The 18,346-nt window shown below is 56.8% G+C and carries 16 protein-coding genes; 8 read left to right on the plus strand and 8 right to left on the minus strand.

Translation table 11 applies throughout. The features are described from left to right. Window positions 1–7: 7 nt before the first annotated feature. The 8 genes from ABIE59_RS14825 to smrA form a co-directional block, all read right to left on the minus strand. Window positions 8–1,069, minus strand: a complete 1,062-nt coding sequence (locus tag ABIE59_RS14825) for a DUF3080 domain-containing protein (RefSeq protein WP_354448093.1) — start codon at window positions 1,067–1,069, stop codon at window positions 8–10. Window positions 1,070–1,080: 11 nt separating this feature from the next. Further along, complete coding sequence (gene mtnC, locus ABIE59_RS14830; RefSeq protein WP_354448095.1) at window positions 1,081–1,773, minus strand: acireductone synthase; 693 nt, start codon at window positions 1,771–1,773, stop codon at window positions 1,081–1,083. Beyond that, a complete protein-coding gene (locus tag ABIE59_RS14835) occupies window positions 1,770–2,330 on the minus strand; it encodes a 1,2-dihydroxy-3-keto-5-methylthiopentene dioxygenase (RefSeq protein ID WP_354448097.1) in 561 nt (186 codons plus the stop codon). The genes mtnC and ABIE59_RS14835 overlap by 4 nt, the downstream gene beginning before the upstream one ends. Next, window positions 2,327–2,953 (minus strand): methylthioribulose 1-phosphate dehydratase, encoded by a 627-nt coding sequence (locus tag ABIE59_RS14840; RefSeq protein WP_354448099.1) that lies wholly within the window; start codon window positions 2,951–2,953, stop codon window positions 2,327–2,329. Before ABIE59_RS14840 ends, ABIE59_RS14835 begins: the two co-directional genes overlap by 4 nt. Window positions 2,954–3,041: 88 nt before the next feature. Then, complete coding sequence (locus tag ABIE59_RS14845; protein WP_354448101.1) at window positions 3,042–5,240, minus strand: xanthine dehydrogenase family protein molybdopterin-binding subunit; 2,199 nt, start codon at window positions 5,238–5,240, stop codon at window positions 3,042–3,044. Window position 5,241: 1 nt separating this feature from the next. Beyond that, window positions 5,242–5,730: a (2Fe-2S)-binding protein gene (locus ABIE59_RS14850; RefSeq protein ID WP_354448103.1), complete on the minus strand. Its 489-nt coding sequence runs from the start codon at window positions 5,728–5,730 to the stop codon at window positions 5,242–5,244. A gap of 56 nt (window positions 5,731–5,786) precedes the next feature. Beyond that, window positions 5,787–5,990 carry a hypothetical protein gene (locus ABIE59_RS14855; protein WP_354448105.1) on the minus strand — a complete coding sequence of 68 codons (204 nt, stop codon included), beginning with the start codon at window positions 5,988–5,990 and terminating at the stop codon, window positions 5,787–5,789. Between the two features lie 45 nt (window positions 5,991–6,035). After that, on the minus strand, window positions 6,036–6,617 hold the full coding sequence (gene smrA, locus ABIE59_RS14860; RefSeq protein ID WP_354448107.1) for a DNA endonuclease SmrA: 582 nt from the start codon (window positions 6,615–6,617) through the stop codon (window positions 6,036–6,038). Between the two features lie 197 nt (window positions 6,618–6,814). Here smrA and ABIE59_RS14865 point away from each other — a divergent pair, with 197 nt between their 5' ends. The 8 genes from ABIE59_RS14865 to ABIE59_RS14900 all read left to right on the plus strand — a co-directional run bounded on the left by ABIE59_RS14865 (window position 6,815) and on the right by ABIE59_RS14900 (window position 18,175). Then, window positions 6,815–8,731 carry a putative nucleotidyltransferase substrate binding domain-containing protein gene (locus tag ABIE59_RS14865; protein ID WP_354448109.1) on the plus strand — a complete coding sequence of 639 codons (1,917 nt, stop codon included), beginning with the start codon at window positions 6,815–6,817 and terminating at the stop codon, window positions 8,729–8,731. Between the two features lie 13 nt (window positions 8,732–8,744). Next, the gene (locus tag ABIE59_RS14870) at window positions 8,745–9,452 is read left to right on the plus strand and encodes a 3'-5' exonuclease (protein WP_354448111.1); all 708 of its coding nucleotides are present in this window, start codon (window positions 8,745–8,747) and stop codon (window positions 9,450–9,452) included. Window positions 9,453–9,662: 210 nt separating this feature from the next. Beyond that, entirely contained in the window at window positions 9,663–9,926 is a 264-nt protein-coding gene (locus ABIE59_RS14875) for a DUF4212 domain-containing protein (RefSeq protein ID WP_058090360.1), read from the plus strand. A gap of 6 nt (window positions 9,927–9,932) precedes the next feature. Next, entirely contained in the window at window positions 9,933–11,702 is a 1,770-nt protein-coding gene (locus tag ABIE59_RS14880) for a sodium:solute symporter family protein (RefSeq protein ID WP_354448113.1), read from the plus strand. Window positions 11,703–11,805: 103 nt separating this feature from the next. Then, entirely contained in the window at window positions 11,806–12,312 is a 507-nt protein-coding gene (locus ABIE59_RS14885) for a hypothetical protein (RefSeq protein ID WP_354448115.1), read from the plus strand. 27 nt (window positions 12,313–12,339) lie between these two features. Further along, window positions 12,340–15,858 (plus strand): PAS domain-containing hybrid sensor histidine kinase/response regulator, encoded by a 3,519-nt coding sequence (locus tag ABIE59_RS14890; protein WP_354448117.1) that lies wholly within the window; start codon window positions 12,340–12,342, stop codon window positions 15,856–15,858. Continuing rightward, on the plus strand, window positions 15,855–17,498 hold the full coding sequence (locus ABIE59_RS14895) for a response regulator (RefSeq protein WP_354448119.1): 1,644 nt from the start codon (window positions 15,855–15,857) through the stop codon (window positions 17,496–17,498). The genes ABIE59_RS14890 and ABIE59_RS14895 overlap by 4 nt, the downstream gene beginning before the upstream one ends. Then, a complete protein-coding gene (locus tag ABIE59_RS14900; protein ID WP_354448121.1) occupies window positions 17,495–18,175 on the plus strand; it encodes a sensor histidine kinase in 681 nt (226 codons plus the stop codon). Before ABIE59_RS14895 ends, ABIE59_RS14900 begins: the two co-directional genes overlap by 4 nt. Window positions 18,176–18,346: the final 171 nt, after the last annotated feature.

The raw sequence follows: 18,346 nt of genomic DNA on the forward strand, positions 1-18,346 counted from the left end.
ACCCGCGTCAACCCGGGCGCAGACCGCACTGCTCCAGCAGTTCCTGCCAGTGGCGGGTGTGCTGCATCATCGCCTGGTCCAGCTCACGCCAGAGGCTGACTTCAGCATCGGCTGACAAATGGCGCTGGTACCAGTCCTGGAAGCTCTTCGGCATAACGGTGGTTTGCTGATCCGCCAGCTCGGCCAGAGCCCCGATCAGCGAATCCCGGGCCCGGCTGACATCACTCATGTAGGGCTGGACCTCACCGATGTAGACATTGAAGAAAAAATTCCTGACGATTTCCGACTGATTGTTCGGCCGGCCATTCAAGCACAGAGGGCGCCCGTCAAGGCGCGCTCTCAGGGTCTCCGACCCCGCGTTAAGAGTTGCAATTAATAGTCGGGCACTGTTGATCACTTGTCCGGCACGAAACTCCGACTGCCACCGTTGGTGCACTCCGCCAAGGGTATCGAGGGGAACATCGAGCCGCTGGTCCGACAAATCCGACACAGCCTGGTTTAACTGGCTCAGGTCCCGTACCAGATCAGACACCGGGTTGCCCTCCGCCGCCACCGGATAAAACCCCTTGGACAGGGTCAGCAAGCGCTCGATCTCTTCCGTGCCCCAGGTAGCATTCCATATTGCCACCGGCAGCGATGCCCGCTTGCTCTCGATGGCGTCTTGCAAGGCCTTCTCAAGGCGCTCGTCGTCGATCTCTTCCACGCAGTCTTCCGCGGCGCGAATAAACCGAACTTCGTAACGTAACCGGTTCAGTGGCTGCATCACCCGGCCCATCACCGAATTTCGCTCGCCCACCACATACTGCAGTTCACACCCGTACAGCGACAGAAAGTCCAAGATGCCCAGATCCAGCTCAGGCATATCAAGCACACGGTCCCGGCGGCGGGGAACCGTAGAGGCGGGGGGGAGATCAGAGGGAACCGCTACCGACGGCGTATCCAGTACCCGGCCCAGACGCTCCAGGTACTCTTCCATCATCGGTTCGGCTTCGGAGAACGGATTACAGCCAGCGAGAAACAAGGCACTGATACCCGGAACCAGCCATTTCAGACATGCACTACCGGGCATTCGACCACCTCCTAACGTTTACGCAATAGCGCGTCTACCTCCGCGAAATCACGGGCAACAGGCCGGCCAGTGTCCGGAAGATCTCCGTCACGCACTAACCAGACAGTTTTCAGGCCCACTTCCTCAGCCGCTGCAAGCTCGGCTTCCACATCCGACAGGAACAAAACGGTAGCAGGCTCTACACCCAGCTCCGCAAGAATATTGCGGTACGACTGCGCTTCTTTTTTACCGCCCACACCGGTATCAAAGTATCCGGAGAAAAACGGCGTGAAGTCACCTTCATTGCTGAAACCGAAGATCAGTTTCTGGGCCTTCACGGAACCAGAGGAATATACGAACAGCCTCAGCCCCCGATCATGCCAGCGCTGAAGATAATCCGCCGCATCCGGGTAGATATCACCCTTCAGCTCTCCGCTGTGGTAGCCCTGCTCCCAGATCATGCCCTGCAGTGCCTTGAGTGGGCCTTCTTTGCGATCTTCGGTTATCCAGGTCTGGAGGACCTCAATCAGGCCCTCCACATCTTTGCGGTCCACACCACTTTTTTCAGCAACCAGGGCCACCTGCTCAGCCACCGCTGGTGTGGTGTGATGGTTTGCACGGATAAAATCGGGCAAGTGTTTGCTGGCGTAGGGAAACAGCACATCGTGCACGAACGAGATCGAGCTGGTGGTGCCCTCGATATCGGTCAGAACCACCCGAATCATCCTGCCACTCCCGCGAGCCCTTCGTAGCGGGGCAGCCGACTGGCAATATCTTCTCCGGTAAAGCTCGCAACCCAGCCTTCCGGATTGGTGAACAACCGAATGCAGGTGAATTGCGGCTCTGGGCCCATATCAAACCAGTGGCGCGTGCCATCCGGCACACTGATCAAGTCATTCTTCTGGCACAAAAGGGCATACACCTGGTCACCAAAGTGCAGATAAAACAGGCCCTGGCCCCGCACGAAGAAACGCACTTCATCTTCGCTGTGGGTATGCTCGTCCAGAAATTTCTGACGAAACGCCTCCTTTTGCGGGTTGTCCGGGTTCAGGCTGACCACATCGGCGGTCTGGAACCCGCATTCCTGTTTCAGGTGCTCAACCTCCTCACTGTAGGCCTCCAGGATCTGTTCCTGGCTGGCATCCGCCGGCAAATCACGGGTTGGCCACCGTTCGAAACGAACACCGTGACGGGCCAGGGCGTCACCGATAGCCCCTGGGTCGGTCATCACGGTATGGGCCTCGTCCGGCTGGCTCTGGTGGAATATGCTCAGGGTAGTCATGGGCGGACCCTCATGGTTTCAAGTTCACATTCAAAGAGAAATTCGAAGGCTTCCACATGGCGCAGGCAATCCGCCATGGTCTTGCCCCAGGTATACAGGCCGTGGCCGCGAATCAGGTAACCCGGTTGTTCCGGATGGGCCAGGAACCAGGCCCGGGTATCCTCAGCCAGTGCCGCAATATCCTGAGTATTGTCGAATACCGGAATGCTCAGCGCACCCTCATGAGTCTCGACGCCGGAAAACGCCTTCTGCAATTCGTAGCCTTCGAGCTCCAGCGGCTGACCGGCAGCAATCAAACGGCTTAACACCGTGGCCTTTACAGAATGGGTGTGCAACACCGCGCCGGCCTCCGGGAACACCTGATAAAGCACGGTATGCAGCAGGGTTTCTGCGGAGGATTTACACTGGCTTTGGACCGGCCGGCCGTCAAGATCAACCACCATGACGTCTGCGGTGGTCAGCTGGCCCTTGTGGCGGCCAGACACTGTAATCGCCACGTGGTCACTGTCTATCCGCGCAGAATAATTGCTGCTGGTGGCAGGCGACCAGCCACGGCCATACAGGAACTGACCTGCGTCCACGATAGACTGGGCCGCTGTGGCGTATTGGGCTACATCAAACACACGCATTCTCCCGGTTGAAACGCGCCCTTCCGGGCACGCGTTGGCCGCCATTATAGGACGGCCATCGCTCCCGGAAAACCGCTTTGGCTCAGGCCGTCAACGGCAGGCGGCGCTGGCGCTTTCCAGTCAGGGCAAACAGGGCATTGCCCAGGGCGGAAATGACAGGGGGCACGCCCGGCTCGCCCACACCCGTCGGGTCTGCCTCGCTGTCGACAATATCCACCACCACTTCCGGTTTCTGATGCATCTGCATCAGGCGATAATCGTGGAAATTGCTCTGCCGGATCTCGCCGTTATCGAAGTTGATTTCGCCATAGAGCGCGGCGGTCAGGCCAAAGAGGATACCCCCCTCAATCTGGTCTTCCACAATCCGGGGGTTAACCACCTGGCCGCAATCCACGGCGCAGGTTACTTTGTACACCCGGATTTCACCGCTCTCGACTCCAGCTTCAACCACCTGCGCCACGTAGGTGCCAAAACTCTTGAACAGGGCCAGTCCGCGGGCCCGACCTTCCGGTGCGGGCTGCCCCCAATCCGCCAGCCTGGCTGCGCGCTCAAGCACCTCGCGGTGACGCGGCTCGGCATCCAGCATTTTCAGGCGGAATTGCAGTGGATCCTCACCAGACTCATGGGCCAGCTCATCCATAAAGGTTTCCACCGCAAACCCGTTGTGAGAATAGCCCACCGAGCGCCACCAGGTAATGGGTACGCCAGGGTCGGTATGGGTATGACGAACACTCACATTCGGCACTTTGTATGGGTACTCAGTCGCGCCCTCAATGGCCGAAATATCTTTTGGCGTAGCAATGCCCTCCGCCATCAGCCCTACCCGCCCCAGGGTGTCGTACAGGAACTTGGGCGCCCAGGGATACTGTGCCGGTGCGGCGTTGCGCACATACCAATCCAGAATTTGCGGGCCAACGATCTGATGATGCCAGCCGGTCAGCTCACCGTCGTTCAGGCTGCCCTTCATACGGTGCAACATAGCAGGGCGCAGGAAGCCGTGACGCGTATCCTCTTCCCGGGACCAGATCAGCTTGACCGGAACCTTCAGTTGGTAGGCCACCGCGGCAGCTTCTTCAATATAGTCCTGAGTCAGGCGCCGGCCGAAACCGCCGCCAAGGAATGTGGTGTGGATGTTGACCTTACCGGGTGACAGATCGGTATGCCGCGCCGCGGCAATACGCCCCAGATCTGGTGCCTGGGTCGGCGCCCACACATCCATGCCGCCATCGTGGTACCAGGCTGTCGCGTTCATGGGCTCCATGGTGGCGTGGGCCAGATAGGGCTGCTCATACTCGGCTTCTACCACCTGTTTGGCCCGCGCAGCCGCCCTATCAACATTGCCGTCACTGCGTTCTTTCGCTCCGGGATCTTTACTGGCGGCCTGTCGGTAGCCTTCAAAAACAGCTTCCGTACTGGTATCCAGCGCTTCCGAGAAATCCCACTCCACCTGCAATTGCTGCTGGGCCTTTCTTGCCTGCCAATAACGCTGAGCCACCAGGGCCACTCCCCGTTCTGTGATGAACGCATCGGTTACACCTGGCATGCCGATGACGTCATCGCGGTTGAAGCTGCGGGCCTTGCCGCCATACCTGGGACTGCGAGTCATAACGGCATAGACCATACCGGGGAGCTCAACGTCCATTCCGTAGACGGCGGTACCCGTTGCCTTGGCCCGGGCATCCAGCCTGCTGCCCATGCGGCCGATGTACTTCCATTCAGAGCGAGGCTTGAGAGGTACCTCACCGCGGATAACCTCCCGGTCCGCCAACTCCACCAATTGGCCGTAACGCAACGAATCAAGGCCGTTAGGATGCACTACCCGACCATCCTGGGTCTTGCACTGTTCCGCGTCTACTTCCCATACCCGGGCAGCCGCCATAACCAGCATCTGTCGGGCCTGCGCCCCGGCTACCCTCAATGGTTCCCAGCTTGTGGCCAGACTGGTACTTGCGCCGGTTAGCTGCAAACCAAACAGGGGGTTTCGGTATTCCGGCGCCACCGGGGCAAATTTGACTTTGATCCTGCCGGGCTCCACATCCAGCTCTTCGGCCACCAATGTGGTCAACCCAGTGTAGGTACCCTGCCCCATTTCAACCCGAGCCAGGGTAAAAAGGATGTCGTCATCACGGGTCAATTCCAGCCAGATATCCGGCTTCCACTCACCGGTTTCGGGCTGAAACCCGGTCTGTACCGTGGCACACCCCGGAATGGATACCGCCAGTATCAAGCTGCCTGAAGCACCCGTGCTGACTTTCAGAAAATCACGGCGATTCATGGTCATGTCAGGCATCCTCCCCGGCGGGCTCGTAATGGCCAACAGCACCGGCAACCGCCTCAACAGCGGACACAATGCGAGAATAGGTACCACATCGGCACAGGTTTCCGGTCATGGCGGTCACAATGTCCTGTCGGGATGGCGACGGATTGTTGTTCAGCAGGTGGGCCGCGGTCATGATCTGGCCTGACTGGCAGTAACCACACTGGGGAACGCCCTGATCAATCCAGGCCTGCTGCAACGGGTGCAGCTGGCCGTCTTCTGACAAACCTTCGATGGTGGTCACGATGGCGCCGTCTATCGAGGCCACCGGCGTTGAGCAGGAGCGCGCTGGCTGACCGTTAACATGAACCGTGCAAGCGCCGCACAAGCCGGCGCCGCAACCAAACTTGGTGCCTTTAAGCCCTGCTTCATCCCGAATGACCCACAACAGAGGCGTATCGGAATCAACATCAACTGTGTGCCTTTGGCCGTTAATCGTGAGGCTGAATGCCATGGGCCTTTCCTTTTTTATTTGCTGAAAACAAAGTTATTTGCTGAAGACGAATTCGTTTACTTGATGACTTCTTTGCCATCCTTGTCTACCCAGATCTTGCGATCACCGGTGTTCATTTTCCCTTTGGAATCCCAGATTTCCCGATCTTCGGTGGCACTCTCCACTTTACCGTTGTCGTCCCAGATCACCCGGTCTTTGCAACCCACCAGAGTAAACAGGCCGGCCAGAACAATCACTAACAGAGAACCCTTGTTCATCATTGATAACCTCATCAGCTGTTTGAAGTGCCGCCGGTGATACCTTGTTCACCGGCGACCATGCAGTTCCCGATTATTCTGTTTGTCTCTGTCACTCTTGCGAACCATGACATAGACCGCGCCGGTTCCACCATGGTGTTTCTGGGCCGAATGAAACGCCAGCACACTGTCCAGTTCCGGCAACCACTTCGCCAGGTAGCTTTTCAGTTGGGCAACGCCATCGGGATTGCGCTCACCCTTACCGTGCAGAATGATCACCGAACGCAAGCCATAGCGCACGCAATCGTTGATAAAAGCAAACACCTCCCGGCGGGCCTCTTCAACGGTCATTCGGTGCAGATCCAGCCTGGCCTCTATCGGGTATTGACCGAGCCGGAGTTTGCGGAATACGCCGTGCTGTATTCCGGGGCGCATCCAACTGAGCACGTCGTGGGCCGTCAGGGGCTCAACCATGTCAGAGGTCAGCGGGTTCAGATCACGAACCGGCTTTTCAACGGCCGCTTTCTGCCGTTCCAGATGCCCGGGCGTCAGTTCCCTGGGGGTCGATACTTCGGCCCGATTGGGTTTCCGAATGCGCCGGACATCCTTCATTTCCTCTAGAAACGCCAGGCGTTCATCTTTACTGGTCATGAGCTATCTGTTTCTGGATTGACGAGTATCAGAACTCTACCACCGTGCCGGGCTACCATAAAGAAAAGCCCTGAGACACTTTGCGACCAAAATCGTAGGGCACAATTTGGCTCCGCTGAACTACACTGCAAGCGGACACCAATAACTACGGAACAGCGGCGAAGGCCGACCAACTCCGACCCACGACGGATTGCGATATGGCAGCAGCGAACCAGGACACATCCCGCCCCCAGAACACCCGAGCCATCATGACATTTCTGCGGGAGCATGCACCCTTCTCCAGCATGGATGACACCCACTTGGCCCATTTCGCCGAGCATGCCACCCTGAGATTCTACGCCGATGATGATGTGGTGCTATCCCCGGACGATGGTGTGGTCAAGCGATTCTATATCGTCAAACAGGGTCGTATCCGGGGCGAACGCCATAACGAAAAAGAAGATCGGGCCGAAACCACGTTTGAAATCAGCCAGGGCGAGTGCTTTCCCCTGGCCGCCCTGATTGGCGAGCGCCCCACCCGCACCCTGCACCGGGCCTCCGGAGATACCTTCTGCCTGAGCATTGAACAAAAGGCGTTCATCACCCTGTTCTCCGAAAGCGAACCTTTCCGTGACTTCTGCCTGCGCGGTGTCAGCAGCCTGCTGGACCAGGTCAACCAGCGCATCCAGTCCAAGGCCATGGCGTCTATCGGCTCCAGCAACAGCCTGGACACCCCCCTGGAACGTTACGCACTGCGCAACCCCATCGTTTGCTCGCCAGACCTGCCGGTGCGCAAGGCGGTGGCCCGCATGCATGAAAACAATGTCGGCAGCATCATCATTACCGACGACAACCGCCATCCCAAGGGCATATTCACGTTGCGCGATTTGCGCACCATGGTTGCCGAGGAGCGAGGCCCCCTCGACACCCCGATCCGGCAGGTCATGACTGCCGATCCCTGCTGCTTGCCCTCAACGGCCGATGCCTTTGAAGCGGCCATGTTGATGGCCGAGCACCACTTTGCACATCTGTGCGTGGTCGATGAGGAAAATCATCTGATTGGGGTGGTCTCCGAGCGGGACCTGTTCTCCCTCCAGCGCGTGGACCTGGTCAACCTGGCCCGGACTATCGGTACAGCTACCCACCTGCGCACGCTGGTGAGCCTGCGCACCGACGTTTCCCGCCTGGTGGATTCGATGCTGGCCCACGGTGCCGACTCCGGGCAGGTGGTCAAGATCATCACCACCCTGAACGACGTGACCGTCCGCAGGGTGCTGGAACTGAACCTGAAAAAGAACGACCCGGGCATTCCGTTTACCTGGCTGACCTTTGGCAGCGAAGGCCGGCAGGAGCAAACACTGCTGACCGACCAGGACAACGGTATCCTGTTCGAGACGCCCGAGGGCATGACCGAGGAGCAGGTTAGGGAAAAACTGCTGCCGTTCGCGCGCAAGGTGAATGATGAATTGGCCGAGTGTGGCTTTACCCTGTGTAAAGGCAACATCATGGCCAGCAATCCCAAGCTGTGTCTGAGCGACCGTGAGTGGGATGACTGGTTCGTTCGGTTTATAGACGCCTCCACCCCCCAGAATCTGGTGTACTCATCCATCTTCCTGGATATGCGCTCAGTATTCGGGCCAACGGAGCCATTGCACCGATTGCTGGAGAAAGTTCTGGACAGGATTCGCAAGAACGCCTTGTTCCAGAAGATGCTGGCGGGCAATGCGCTGCAACGCAAACCACCACTCACCATGTTCAGGAACTTTCGCTATCTGAATGACGAGAAAAAGCATTCTCTGGACCTGAAACGGCAAGGCCTGGCGCCGTTTGTCGAATCTGTCCGGGTGTTCGCCCTGGCCCACGGTGTTGAAGCCGCCAATACTCTGGAGCGAATGGACGCCTTGTCCCGCAAAGGCGTTTTCGATGCCAAAGACGCAAACGCATGGAAAGAGGCGTACAGCCTGATTCAAGCCATCCGCATGAGGGCCCACCAGGAAATGCTCGACAGGGGTGAAGAGCTGACCAACTACATTGATCCGGACGACCTGAACCCGCTCGACCGACGCATCTTGCGGGAGTCTTTCCGCCAGGCTCAAAGGCTCCAGCAAAAGCTGGAAGTCACTTACCAACTCTAGGTCACGAATCACCATGCTCGACTACATCAAGCAATGGCTGGCACAGCGCAGGGGCGGCGCCGTTGGCAATCACGACCCCGACAATCTGCCCACACCGAAAACAGTGAGCGATCAGCCACTGTCCCGATGCCGTCTGATTGTACTGGATCTCGAAACCACCGGACTGAATGCCTCAAAAGATGAAGTTATCGCCATCGGCGCTGTGGCTATTGAGGGCGGGGTTATTCACCTCAATGATCAGTTTGATCTGATCCTGCGCCGACCGGAGCTCGATATCCGGGAAACCGTGCTGATCCATGGTATCGGGCCGGAGGCCCTGACCCAGGGCCATGAAACCGAAGATGCCCTGCTCTACCTTCTGGAATGGATGAACGGCGACCCGATCCTCGCCTACCACTCTGCATTCGACCAGAAGTTCCTGGAGAAAACCCTGAAAGCCCAGCTCGGGTATACCGCCAGCCACGTCTGGATGGACGTCGCCGAGCTGCTACCGGCAATCTTCCCCAAAGCAGACATTAAAGGCCGAAGCCTCGACCACTGGTCGGACTACTTCAAACTCGAGGTTAGTGAACGGCATCACGCTGCTGCGGATGCCATGGTGACCGCTGAACTGACGATCATGGCGCTGAACAGAGCACAAAAAAATGGCGTCAAGAACCTGAAGGAACTCGCTGAAAAGCTGCATTATCAGCGCCGTTTACAGAACATGCACCGCTACTGACAACCCATTCCGGCGCCTGATGTCCTTGACCAATTACAAGGCAAGTCACTGAGAGTTAGACCATTTGCCAATATCCATAATTCCATTGACCAGTAAAGTCGGAGAGGACAACAAGTCGGAGAAGTACTACATGAATAATAAATTCTCTATCCGAAACATCCCACAAGCAATCCACCCAACCTCCACAACAACAATACAGGAGTGATGTGTATGTCAGGTCATAGCTACGACGCTGAAAACTACTGGAAGGCGAACCTCCGCCTGATATTCGGGAGCCTGATCATCTGGGCCCTGGTATCTTATGGCTTCGCAATTCTTCTACGTCCCATGCTGGCGGGGATTCCGGTCGGTGGCACCGATCTGGGTTTCTGGTTCGCCCAGCAAGGCTCGATTCTTACTTTCATTGCCCTGATCTTCTTCTACGCCTGGCGCATGAACAAGATCGACGAGCAATTCGGCGTACATGAGGAGTAAGACACCATGAGCCAATTTGCAATCAACCTGCTTTTCGTTGGGGGCTCGTTCCTCCTGTACATCCTGATTGCTGTCTGGGCAAAGGCCGGCAGCACCAGTGATTTTTACGTTGCCGGCGGCGGCGTTCACCCGGTCACTAACGGTATGGCCATCGGTGCGGACTGGATGTCTGCGGCATCCTTCATTTCCATGGCGGGCCTCATTGCTGCCGGTGGTTATGCCAATTCCACCTTCCTGATGGGCTGGACCGGCGGCTACGTCTTGCTGGCCATGTTGCTGGCGCCTTACCTGCGTAAGTTTGGCAAGTTCACGGTTCCAGAGTTCATTGGTGACCGTTACTACAGCGCCAACGCGCGTCTGGTCGCCGTTATCTGCCTGATCGTTGCGTCCGTCACCTACGTTATCGGCCAGATGGCCGGTGCCGGTGTTGCCTTCTCCCGCTTCCTGGAAGTAGACGCCACCAACGGCCTTATGATTGCCGCGGTTGTGGTCTTTATCTACGCCGTACTCGGCGGCATGAAGGGCATCACCTACACTCAGGTGGCCCAGTACTGCGTTCTGATCATTGCCTACACCATTCCTGCGGTGTTTATCTCCCTGCAACTGACTGGCAACCCGATTCCGATGTTCGGTATGTTCTCTACCCACACCGAATCCGGTCTGCCACTGCTTGAAAAACTGAACATGGTGGTTACCGACCTTGGTTTCAGAGAGTACACCGCAGACATCGACAACAAACTGAACATGGTTCTGTTCACCCTGTCGCTGATGATCGGTACAGCGGGTCTGCCCCACGTTATCATCCGCTTCTTCACCGTTCCCAAGGTAGCTGACGCTCGCTGGTCCGGCGGCTGGGCCCTGGTCTTCATCGCCCTGCTCTACCTGACCGCTCCGGCTGTTGCCTCCATGGCGCGTCTGAACCTGATGACCACCATCTACCCGGAAGGCACCGCAGCCCAGCCCATCGAATATGATGCGCGTCCTGGCTGGATTGCCACCTGGGAAGAAACCGGTCTGATCAAGTTCGAGGACAAGAACAACGATGGCCGCATCCAGGTGTATAACGACGGCAATGCCGATTTCGCAGCCACTGCGGCTGAGCGGGGCTGGGAAGGCAACGAGCTGTCTGTTAACAACGACATCCTGGTACTGGCCAACCCGGAAATCGCCAACCTGCCCGGCTGGGTCATTGGTCTGATTGCCGCCGGCGGTCTGGCTGCGGCTCTGTCCACTGCAGCAGGTCTGTTGCTGGCTATTTCCTCGGCGGTCAGTCACGACCTGATCAAAGGCCGAATCAACCCCAATATTACCGATAAAGGCGAGTTGTTGGCGGCACGGATCTCCATGGCTGTTGCCATCGTGGTAGCGACGTGGCTAGGCGCCAACCCTCCAGGCTTTGCGGCCCAGGTTGTGGCATTGGCCTTCGGTATCGCTGCGGCTTCCCTGTTCCCCGCACTGATGATGGGTATTTTCTCCAAGCGGGTGAACAACGTTGGCGCAACTCTGGGTATGCTGTCTGGCCTGATCTTCACACTGGTCTACATCTTCATCTACAAGGGCTGGTTCTTCATTCCGGGAACCAACAACCTGCCGGATACCGCTGAGTTCTGGGTGCTGGGCATTTCCCCGCTGTCCATCGGTGCGGTTGGTGCTCTGGTCAACTTTGCGGTAGCCTTCGGGGTATCGAAAGTGACTGCCGAGCCGCCTGTTGAAATCCAGGAGCTGGTTGAAAGCGTACGTTACCCTCGCGGTGCCGGTAGCGCTCAAGACCACTAAGCTGAAAGACAGCCTGATTCATTGATCCTAATGACGGGTTGAGACCGAACGGGCTTCCTCACTGAGGGAGCCCGTTCTTTTTTGAATTAAGGAATCAAACCCAATGTTCTGGACTTTTGTTGCCACTATTGTTTGCGGTCTCGGGGCTGCAGGCATCGCCATGGGCATCCGCGCTGCCACCGCAAAGCGCGCCCCCCGATGGATCATTCCAGTCTTTGCAGGTGCCGGCATGCTCGGCTACCTTGTTTATGGCGAATACACTTGGTACGACCACAAGCGATCACTGCTCCCTGATGAAGCGGTTATCGTGGCGACTGAGCAGGAGAAGATTTTCTTCCGTCCCTGGACCTTCGTATTTCCCTATGTCACCGCCTTCTCCACCGTCGACACCAGTGATTTCCGTCGGGATACCAACGACAACGATATTGTTCGCTTCACCCTCTATCGTTTTGAGCAAACCGTGACAGACTCAGTGTCACATCGGGCTCACCTGATCCATTGCCAGAGCCGGGAACTGGTGCCTCTTGGTTCAGATGGTGTTCCACGAGTAGACAATATGAAGTTGCTGACCGCTAACGACCGTCTGTACAGAACAGTGTGTGGAAACTGATATCGGATAAACGGATAACAACAAAGCATGATTAGCGCCTGGCTGCTGATATTTATATCCATTAGCTACATTTCCCTGCTGTTCGTCATCGCTTGGGCCGGCGACCGGCATCCGGGGCTGTATCGCCGCAGGCTGGCGCGAACGCATATTTACGGCCTGTCACTGGCGGTCTACTTTACCTCCTGGACATTCTACGGCGCGGTCGGGCGGGCGACCCAGGAAGGCTTCGCCTTCCTGCCCATCTATCTGGGGCCCCTGCTGGTATTTTTGTTCTTTGCGCCGCTATTGCGACGTATCATTTTTATCAGCAAACGCAACAACAGCACTTCCATTGCTGACTTTATCGCCTCCCGTTACGGTAAGTCCCAAGTACTGGCTGCCATGGTGGCCATTTTTGCCCTTGTTGGCAGCGTTCCCTATATTGCCCTGCAACTCAAAGCCATTGCGCTGGGTTTTAACGTGCTGACGGAGGGCGGTGTCAGTTATCAGGAATTGAGTACCGCCGCCTGGAACGATTCCGCCTGGTACATCACCCTCGCCCTGGCCGTTTTCACCGTGCTGTTCGGCACCCGGCACCTCGAGTCGACCGAGCACCATCGCGGCATGATTCAGGCTGTTGCCTTTGAGTCCCTGATCAAGCTGGTCGCCTTCGTCGCGGTTGGACTGTTTGTCGGTTACGGTCTCTATAACGGTTTTGGCGACCTCTTCAGCCGGGTAAAAGAGGCCGACCTGGTCGGCACCCTGACCACAAATTCTCTTGAGACACCGGCGTTTCTTACCCAAACCCTGGTCGCCATGCTGGCCATTGTCTGTCTTCCCAGGCAATTCCACGTCATGGTGGTAGAAAACGCGGACCCCCGGGATTTCGAGACAGCGCGCTGGGCCATGCCGATCTATCTCGTCATCGCCAGCGCGTTCGTACTGCCCATTGCCGCGGCCGGGCTGCTCAACTCCAGCCTGGCTGGTGGCGACCCCGATATCATCATATTGCAACTGCCCATCGTAGCGGGTGAACAGTGGTTGGCAGTGCTCGCCTTCCTCGGTGGTGGTTCGGCTGCGGCAGCCATGGTTATTGTGTGCTCTGTCGCCATTGCCACCATGGTCAGCAACGAAATCATAATGCCCGGCCTATTACGGTTCTTCCGACCGGGCATGAACCGAAGAGCGGACCTCAGTTTTCTGCTGCTTACCATTCGCCGGGTAGCAATCTTTGTGGTGCTGTTTACCGCTTATGGTTTCTACCGAATGGCCGGAGCAGAATACAGCCTTACCGCCTTCGGCCTGCTCTCGTTCGCCGCAGCGGCCCAATTCGGGCCCGCCCTCGTGGGCGGCATTATCTGGCGCCGCGGCAATTTTACCGGGGCCGCCTGGGGACTTGGTCTTGGCTTCCTGATGTGGTGCTACACCCTGCTGCTGCCGGCCCTCGTGTCCACTGGCTGGATTTCAGACACCCTGATCGAACACGGTCTGTTCGGCCTCAACTGGACTCGCCCGACCGCCCTGTTCGGCTCTGACCTGGACCAGATCAGCCATGGCATTCTCTGGAGCCTTGGCATTAACACCGGTACCTACATCCTGCTGTCACTGGTGACCCGACAACGCATCCGTGAACGGATCCAGATTGCCGCCTTCTTCCATGAGGCACAGCCCAAACCCGAAAGTGCACAGCATCAAAGCTGGCAGGGCGAGGTTCTGACCTCTGATCTCCAGGCCCTGACCGATCGATTCATGGGTGAGGAACGCTCCGAGAGCGTCTTCCGTAATTACGAGCGCCGCAACGCCATCAGGCTATACCCGCACCGGCCTGCCTCCACCCACTTGATGAAATACATCGAACGCCAATTGGCCTCGGTGATTGGCGCTTCCACCGCCCGGGTGGTCCTGGAGTCGACTCTGACCGGGCGGGATATGCAGATCGAAGATGTGGTCAGCATCGTTGACGAAGCCTCCCAGGCCATGACCTTCAGCCGGGAACTGCTGCAATCGGCCATTGAGAACATCAGCCTGGGCGTATCGGTAGTTAACCATCAGCAACAGCTGGTGGTGTGGAACCATCGCTACCTCGAGCTGTTCAATTATCCCAAAGGATTTGTCCGGGTTGGCCGACCAGTTGAAGACCTCATGCGCTACAACCTGACCAACGCCAACCTTTCAGCCAGGCGTATAGACGACATCATCGACAACCGTTGCAACAGTATGCGCGACGGCAAGCCCATGTCTTATGAACGACAGCGACCGGACGGCACCGTTGTTCGGGTGGATGGCAGCCCTATCCCCGGGGGTGGCTATGTCACCACCTTCCAGGACATCACAGCCATGCGTCGCACTGAGCAGGCACTGAAGGAGACCAATATCTACCTGGAGCAACGGGTTCGGGAGCGAACCCAGGAGTTGCAGGTGATCAACGAACAGATGCTGAAAGCCAAATCTGTTGCCGAGCAGGCCAACCAGAGCAAAACCCGGTTTCTTGCCTCGGCCAGTCATGACCTGCTTCAACCACTGAATGCAGCACGACTGTTTACCTCAGCCCTATCAGGCAAGGTTATTGAAGGTGATACCCGTGAACTGGTAGAGCACATCGACAGCTCATTGGGAGCGGCTGAGGAAATTATCAGCACCTTGCTCGACATCTCCAAACTGGACGCCGGTGCATTGGAGCCGGATATCGGTGTGTTCCCGGTCAACGAACTGCTCCGCCACCTGGCAACGGAATTCTCTGCCATCGCCAAGGACCAGGAGCTGGACCTGCACGTTGTTCCAAGCAGCGCCTGGGTGCGATCTGACGCCAAGTTATTGCGCCGGGTCGTGCAGAACTTCCTGTCAAACGCCATTCGCTACACCGCCAGTGGCAAGATACTGATGGGCTGCCGAAGACTCAAAGGCTACCTTCGCATTGAAATCTGGGACACCGGCCCCGGGATGTCCGAGGACCAGCTCACCCACGTTTTCGAAGAGTTCCGCCGCTTCCAGCATGGCCGAGACAAGAAGGGGCTGGGACTTGGGCTGGCCATCGTCGACCGGATCAGCGGCATGCTGAACCACCCGGTCACCGTGCACTCGGTTCAAGGCAAAGGCAGTGTTTTTGGTATTACTGTGCCACTCGCGCCACCGGATCTTAGCCGCGCCGATGCGAGCAAGCCCAGTGCCAGCGCACGGCGGGTTTCTAGCCTGGGTGGGTTACATGTGTTGTGCATTGACAATGACCCGGCCATCCTGCAGGGCATGACGGCACTACTGAGCAACTGGAAATGCGATGTAACAGCAGCTATCAGCCTGGAAGATGCCCTGGAAAAACTGGCAGACCGTCTACCGGATATTATACTTGCGGATTATCAGCTTGATGACAATCGTAATGGACTGGATGCCATGGACAGCCTCAGAGAAAAACTTGACCATGACATACCGGGCATCCTGATTACCGGGTATATGGCGCCAGAGGTACGCGAGGACGCCGGAAACCGTGGCTATCAGGTTCTCTACAAGCCGGTCAAACCGGCCGCACTGAGAGCGCTCGTCAACAAACTACTTAAACAGAAGCGCGCATGAACCAGACCGAGAGGAAAGACGCGATCAACCCCTTTGGAAAACTCACCTTTCTGGTGGTTGATGATTTCGAGAACTTCCGTCTATCGATGCGCCAGATGCTCAGAAGCTGTGGCGCCGATAGAATCGAACTGGTTGCCCACGCTACCCCGGCGATCCAGTATTGCACCTACAACCATGTGGACGTTGTCCTGTGTGATTACAACCTGGGGGAGGGCAAAAACGGCCAGCATATCCTTGAAGAACTCCGTCACAAGAAGCTGCTAAGCCGCTCATCGCTGTTCTTGATGGTGACCGCTGAAACCTCCAAAGAGATGGTCATGGGTGCCCGTGAATACCAGCCGGATGCTTACCTGACCAAGCCGCTGAACCGTGCCATGCTGGAGAAGCGCCTTGGTGCACTCGTTCAGCAACGTAATGCTTTGCTACCGATCACCCGTGAGATCGACCGGGAGAACTACCCTGAGGCCATCTCGCAATGCCTGCAGCTTTTGCCCAAACAACCAAGGTACAAAACCTGGCTGATGAAAACCCTGGGCGAACTGTATTTCATCGTCGGCGACCTCTCACACGCTCTGAAAGTTTATGACGAGGTACTTGCGCAGCGGGAGCTTTCTTGGGCTCGACTTGGCCGCTGCAAGGTGCTGCTTGGCAACCGAAATTTTGATGAGTCTGTGGAAGGCCTCAAAGCACTGATCGCCAAACACCCTGATTATATGGAGGCCTACGATCTGCTCGCCGAAGGGCTGGAAAAGCAAGGCAAATCCGTACAGGCACAACAAATCCTGGAAAAGGCGGCAGAACACTCACCAAACGCCCTACTCCGCCAGAAACACCTGGCGCAACTGGCCAGCACCAATCAGGACATCGATACCGCTTCACAGGCCTGGCGCCAGACCGTAACACTGGGAACCTACTCGATCCACGACAACTCTGAGCATTACTTGTCCCTGGCCCAAAGCCTCTCCGATCTCAGTGAAGGGCACCCGGAAGCAGAAGGTGCGGAACAAGCGGCAGAGGCGCTGAGTGTCCTTTCAAAAATGGAAAAGCGCTTCTCGAACGAAGACGGCATCACCCTGAAAAGTCGTATCGTACAGTGCCGGGTGCATGCCGGACAGGGTGAACAGAAAGCCGCTGAAAAGCTACTAACCGGTTTAAAGGCAGAATTGGAAACGCTCGAGGAAATCCCCTCAGATCTTGGCCTTGATTACGCCAAGACCCTGTTCAGATTGGGACGGGATGAAGAGGCAAAGACCCTGCTTTCCGATCTCGCTGCCCGTTATGGCGATAATCCCGACACCCTTCAGAAAATCGAAAACCTCCTTGATGAACCCGTCGGCTTCCGCCAGAAAATAGAGGCCCGCGGATACAACCGGGAAGGCATCAAAGCGTTCGAATCTGGCGACCTGGATGGCGCGGTAGAGGCTTTCAATCATGCACTGACGATCGTTCCAGACCATGCAGCCCTGAACCTCAACCTGATTCAGGTGTTACTGCGAAAACACGATCAGGCACCCTCCGACTTTAACCTTATTGCCACCTGCCAGGAGCGACTGAAACGGCTTGAAGGCTTGCCCGAGCAACACAGACAGTACCGCCGGTACACCGCACTGGCCAGAAAACTGAAAGGACTGAATGCATGACTGACCACAATATCGACTTTTCAATGGTACTGGCGTCCGCCGTGCATGACATGAAGAATTCTCTAGGCATGCTGCTGAACACCGTCGATGAACTCCGTACCGAGCACGAGAGCACGCTAGCCGGCTCAAGCAAGTTCAATATGCTGCAGTACGAAGCCGAACGGATGCACAATGACCTTGTGCAACTACTGGGTATCTATCGGCTGGGTGAGAACAACCTGTCAGCGCACATTGACGAACACTTTGTTCCGGATTTTCTCTCCGAGCATATGGCACGACATGTGCCACTGCTTGATGGACTGGGCATCGAGTACGCCATCGAAGCGGAAGACATAAATGGTTTCTTCGATGATGATCTGCTTACCGGGGTGCTTAACAACACCATCAATAATGCCATCCGCTATACCAAAAGCAGAATCCGACTGACCGCTCGTGAGCAAGACGGTTATCTGATAGTCGGTGTAGAGGATGACGGCAAAGGCTATCCCGAGAGCATGCAGCACACCGGAACCCTCAGCTTCAAATCCCTTGACTTCAAGAGTGGCAGCACAAGCCTTGGCCTTTTCTTTGCCTCGTCCGTTGCCAGGTTGCATACAGAAGGCGATCGAACCGGCTCAATAAAACTGCACAATGGTGGGAAGTACGGCGGCGGTGTCTTTGAGATCTGGCTCCCCTGAATACCTCTACCTGTAACGACAGCCTTCTGTAAAGACAGCCTGCTGTTTTCAACATCCAGACATGCTCTTTCAAAAACACAAATAAAAAAGCCCCGGCATCAAAGATGCTGGGGCTTTCGGTATTAGGAGCCTGACGATGACCTACTCTCACATGGGCGAACCACACTACCA

Source organism: Marinobacter sp. MBR-99, assembly GCF_040547575.1.
Taxonomy (GTDB): domain Bacteria; phylum Pseudomonadota; class Gammaproteobacteria; order Pseudomonadales; family Oleiphilaceae; genus Marinobacter.

What these genes read in the sequence shown, in the direction of transcription:
- ABIE59_RS14825 (WP_354448093.1), bottom strand. Translation starts at nt 1,069, where the DNA reads ATGCCCGGTAGTGCATGTCTGAAATGGCTGGTTCCGGGTATCAGTGCC.
- mtnC (WP_354448095.1), bottom strand. Translation starts at nt 1,773, where the DNA reads ATGATTCGGGTGGTTCTGACCGATATCGAGGGCACCACCAGCTCGATC.
- ABIE59_RS14835 (WP_354448097.1), bottom strand. Translation starts at nt 2,330, where the DNA reads ATGACTACCCTGAGCATATTCCACCAGAGCCAGCCGGACGAGGCCCAT.
- ABIE59_RS14845 (WP_354448101.1), bottom strand. Translation starts at nt 5,240, where the DNA reads ATGACCATGAATCGCCGTGATTTTCTGAAAGTCAGCACGGGTGCTTCA.
- ABIE59_RS14850 (WP_354448103.1), bottom strand. Translation starts at nt 5,730, where the DNA reads ATGGCATTCAGCCTCACGATTAACGGCCAAAGGCACACAGTTGATGTT.
- ABIE59_RS14855 (WP_354448105.1), bottom strand. Translation starts at nt 5,990, where the DNA reads ATGATGAACAAGGGTTCTCTGTTAGTGATTGTTCTGGCCGGCCTGTTT.
- smrA (WP_354448107.1), bottom strand. Translation starts at nt 6,617, where the DNA reads ATGACCAGTAAAGATGAACGCCTGGCGTTTCTAGAGGAAATGAAGGAT.
- ABIE59_RS14865 (WP_354448109.1), top strand. Translation starts at nt 6,815, where the DNA reads ATGGCAGCAGCGAACCAGGACACATCCCGCCCCCAGAACACCCGAGCC.
- ABIE59_RS14870 (WP_354448111.1), top strand. Translation starts at nt 8,745, where the DNA reads ATGCTCGACTACATCAAGCAATGGCTGGCACAGCGCAGGGGCGGCGCC.
- ABIE59_RS14875 (WP_058090360.1), top strand. Translation starts at nt 9,663, where the DNA reads ATGTCAGGTCATAGCTACGACGCTGAAAACTACTGGAAGGCGAACCTC.
- ABIE59_RS14880 (WP_354448113.1), top strand. Translation starts at nt 9,933, where the DNA reads ATGAGCCAATTTGCAATCAACCTGCTTTTCGTTGGGGGCTCGTTCCTC.
- ABIE59_RS14885 (WP_354448115.1), top strand. Translation starts at nt 11,806, where the DNA reads ATGTTCTGGACTTTTGTTGCCACTATTGTTTGCGGTCTCGGGGCTGCA.
- ABIE59_RS14890 (WP_354448117.1), top strand. Translation starts at nt 12,340, where the DNA reads ATGATTAGCGCCTGGCTGCTGATATTTATATCCATTAGCTACATTTCC.
- ABIE59_RS14895 (WP_354448119.1), top strand. Translation starts at nt 15,855, where the DNA reads ATGAACCAGACCGAGAGGAAAGACGCGATCAACCCCTTTGGAAAACTC.
- ABIE59_RS14900 (WP_354448121.1), top strand. Translation starts at nt 17,495, where the DNA reads ATGACTGACCACAATATCGACTTTTCAATGGTACTGGCGTCCGCCGTG.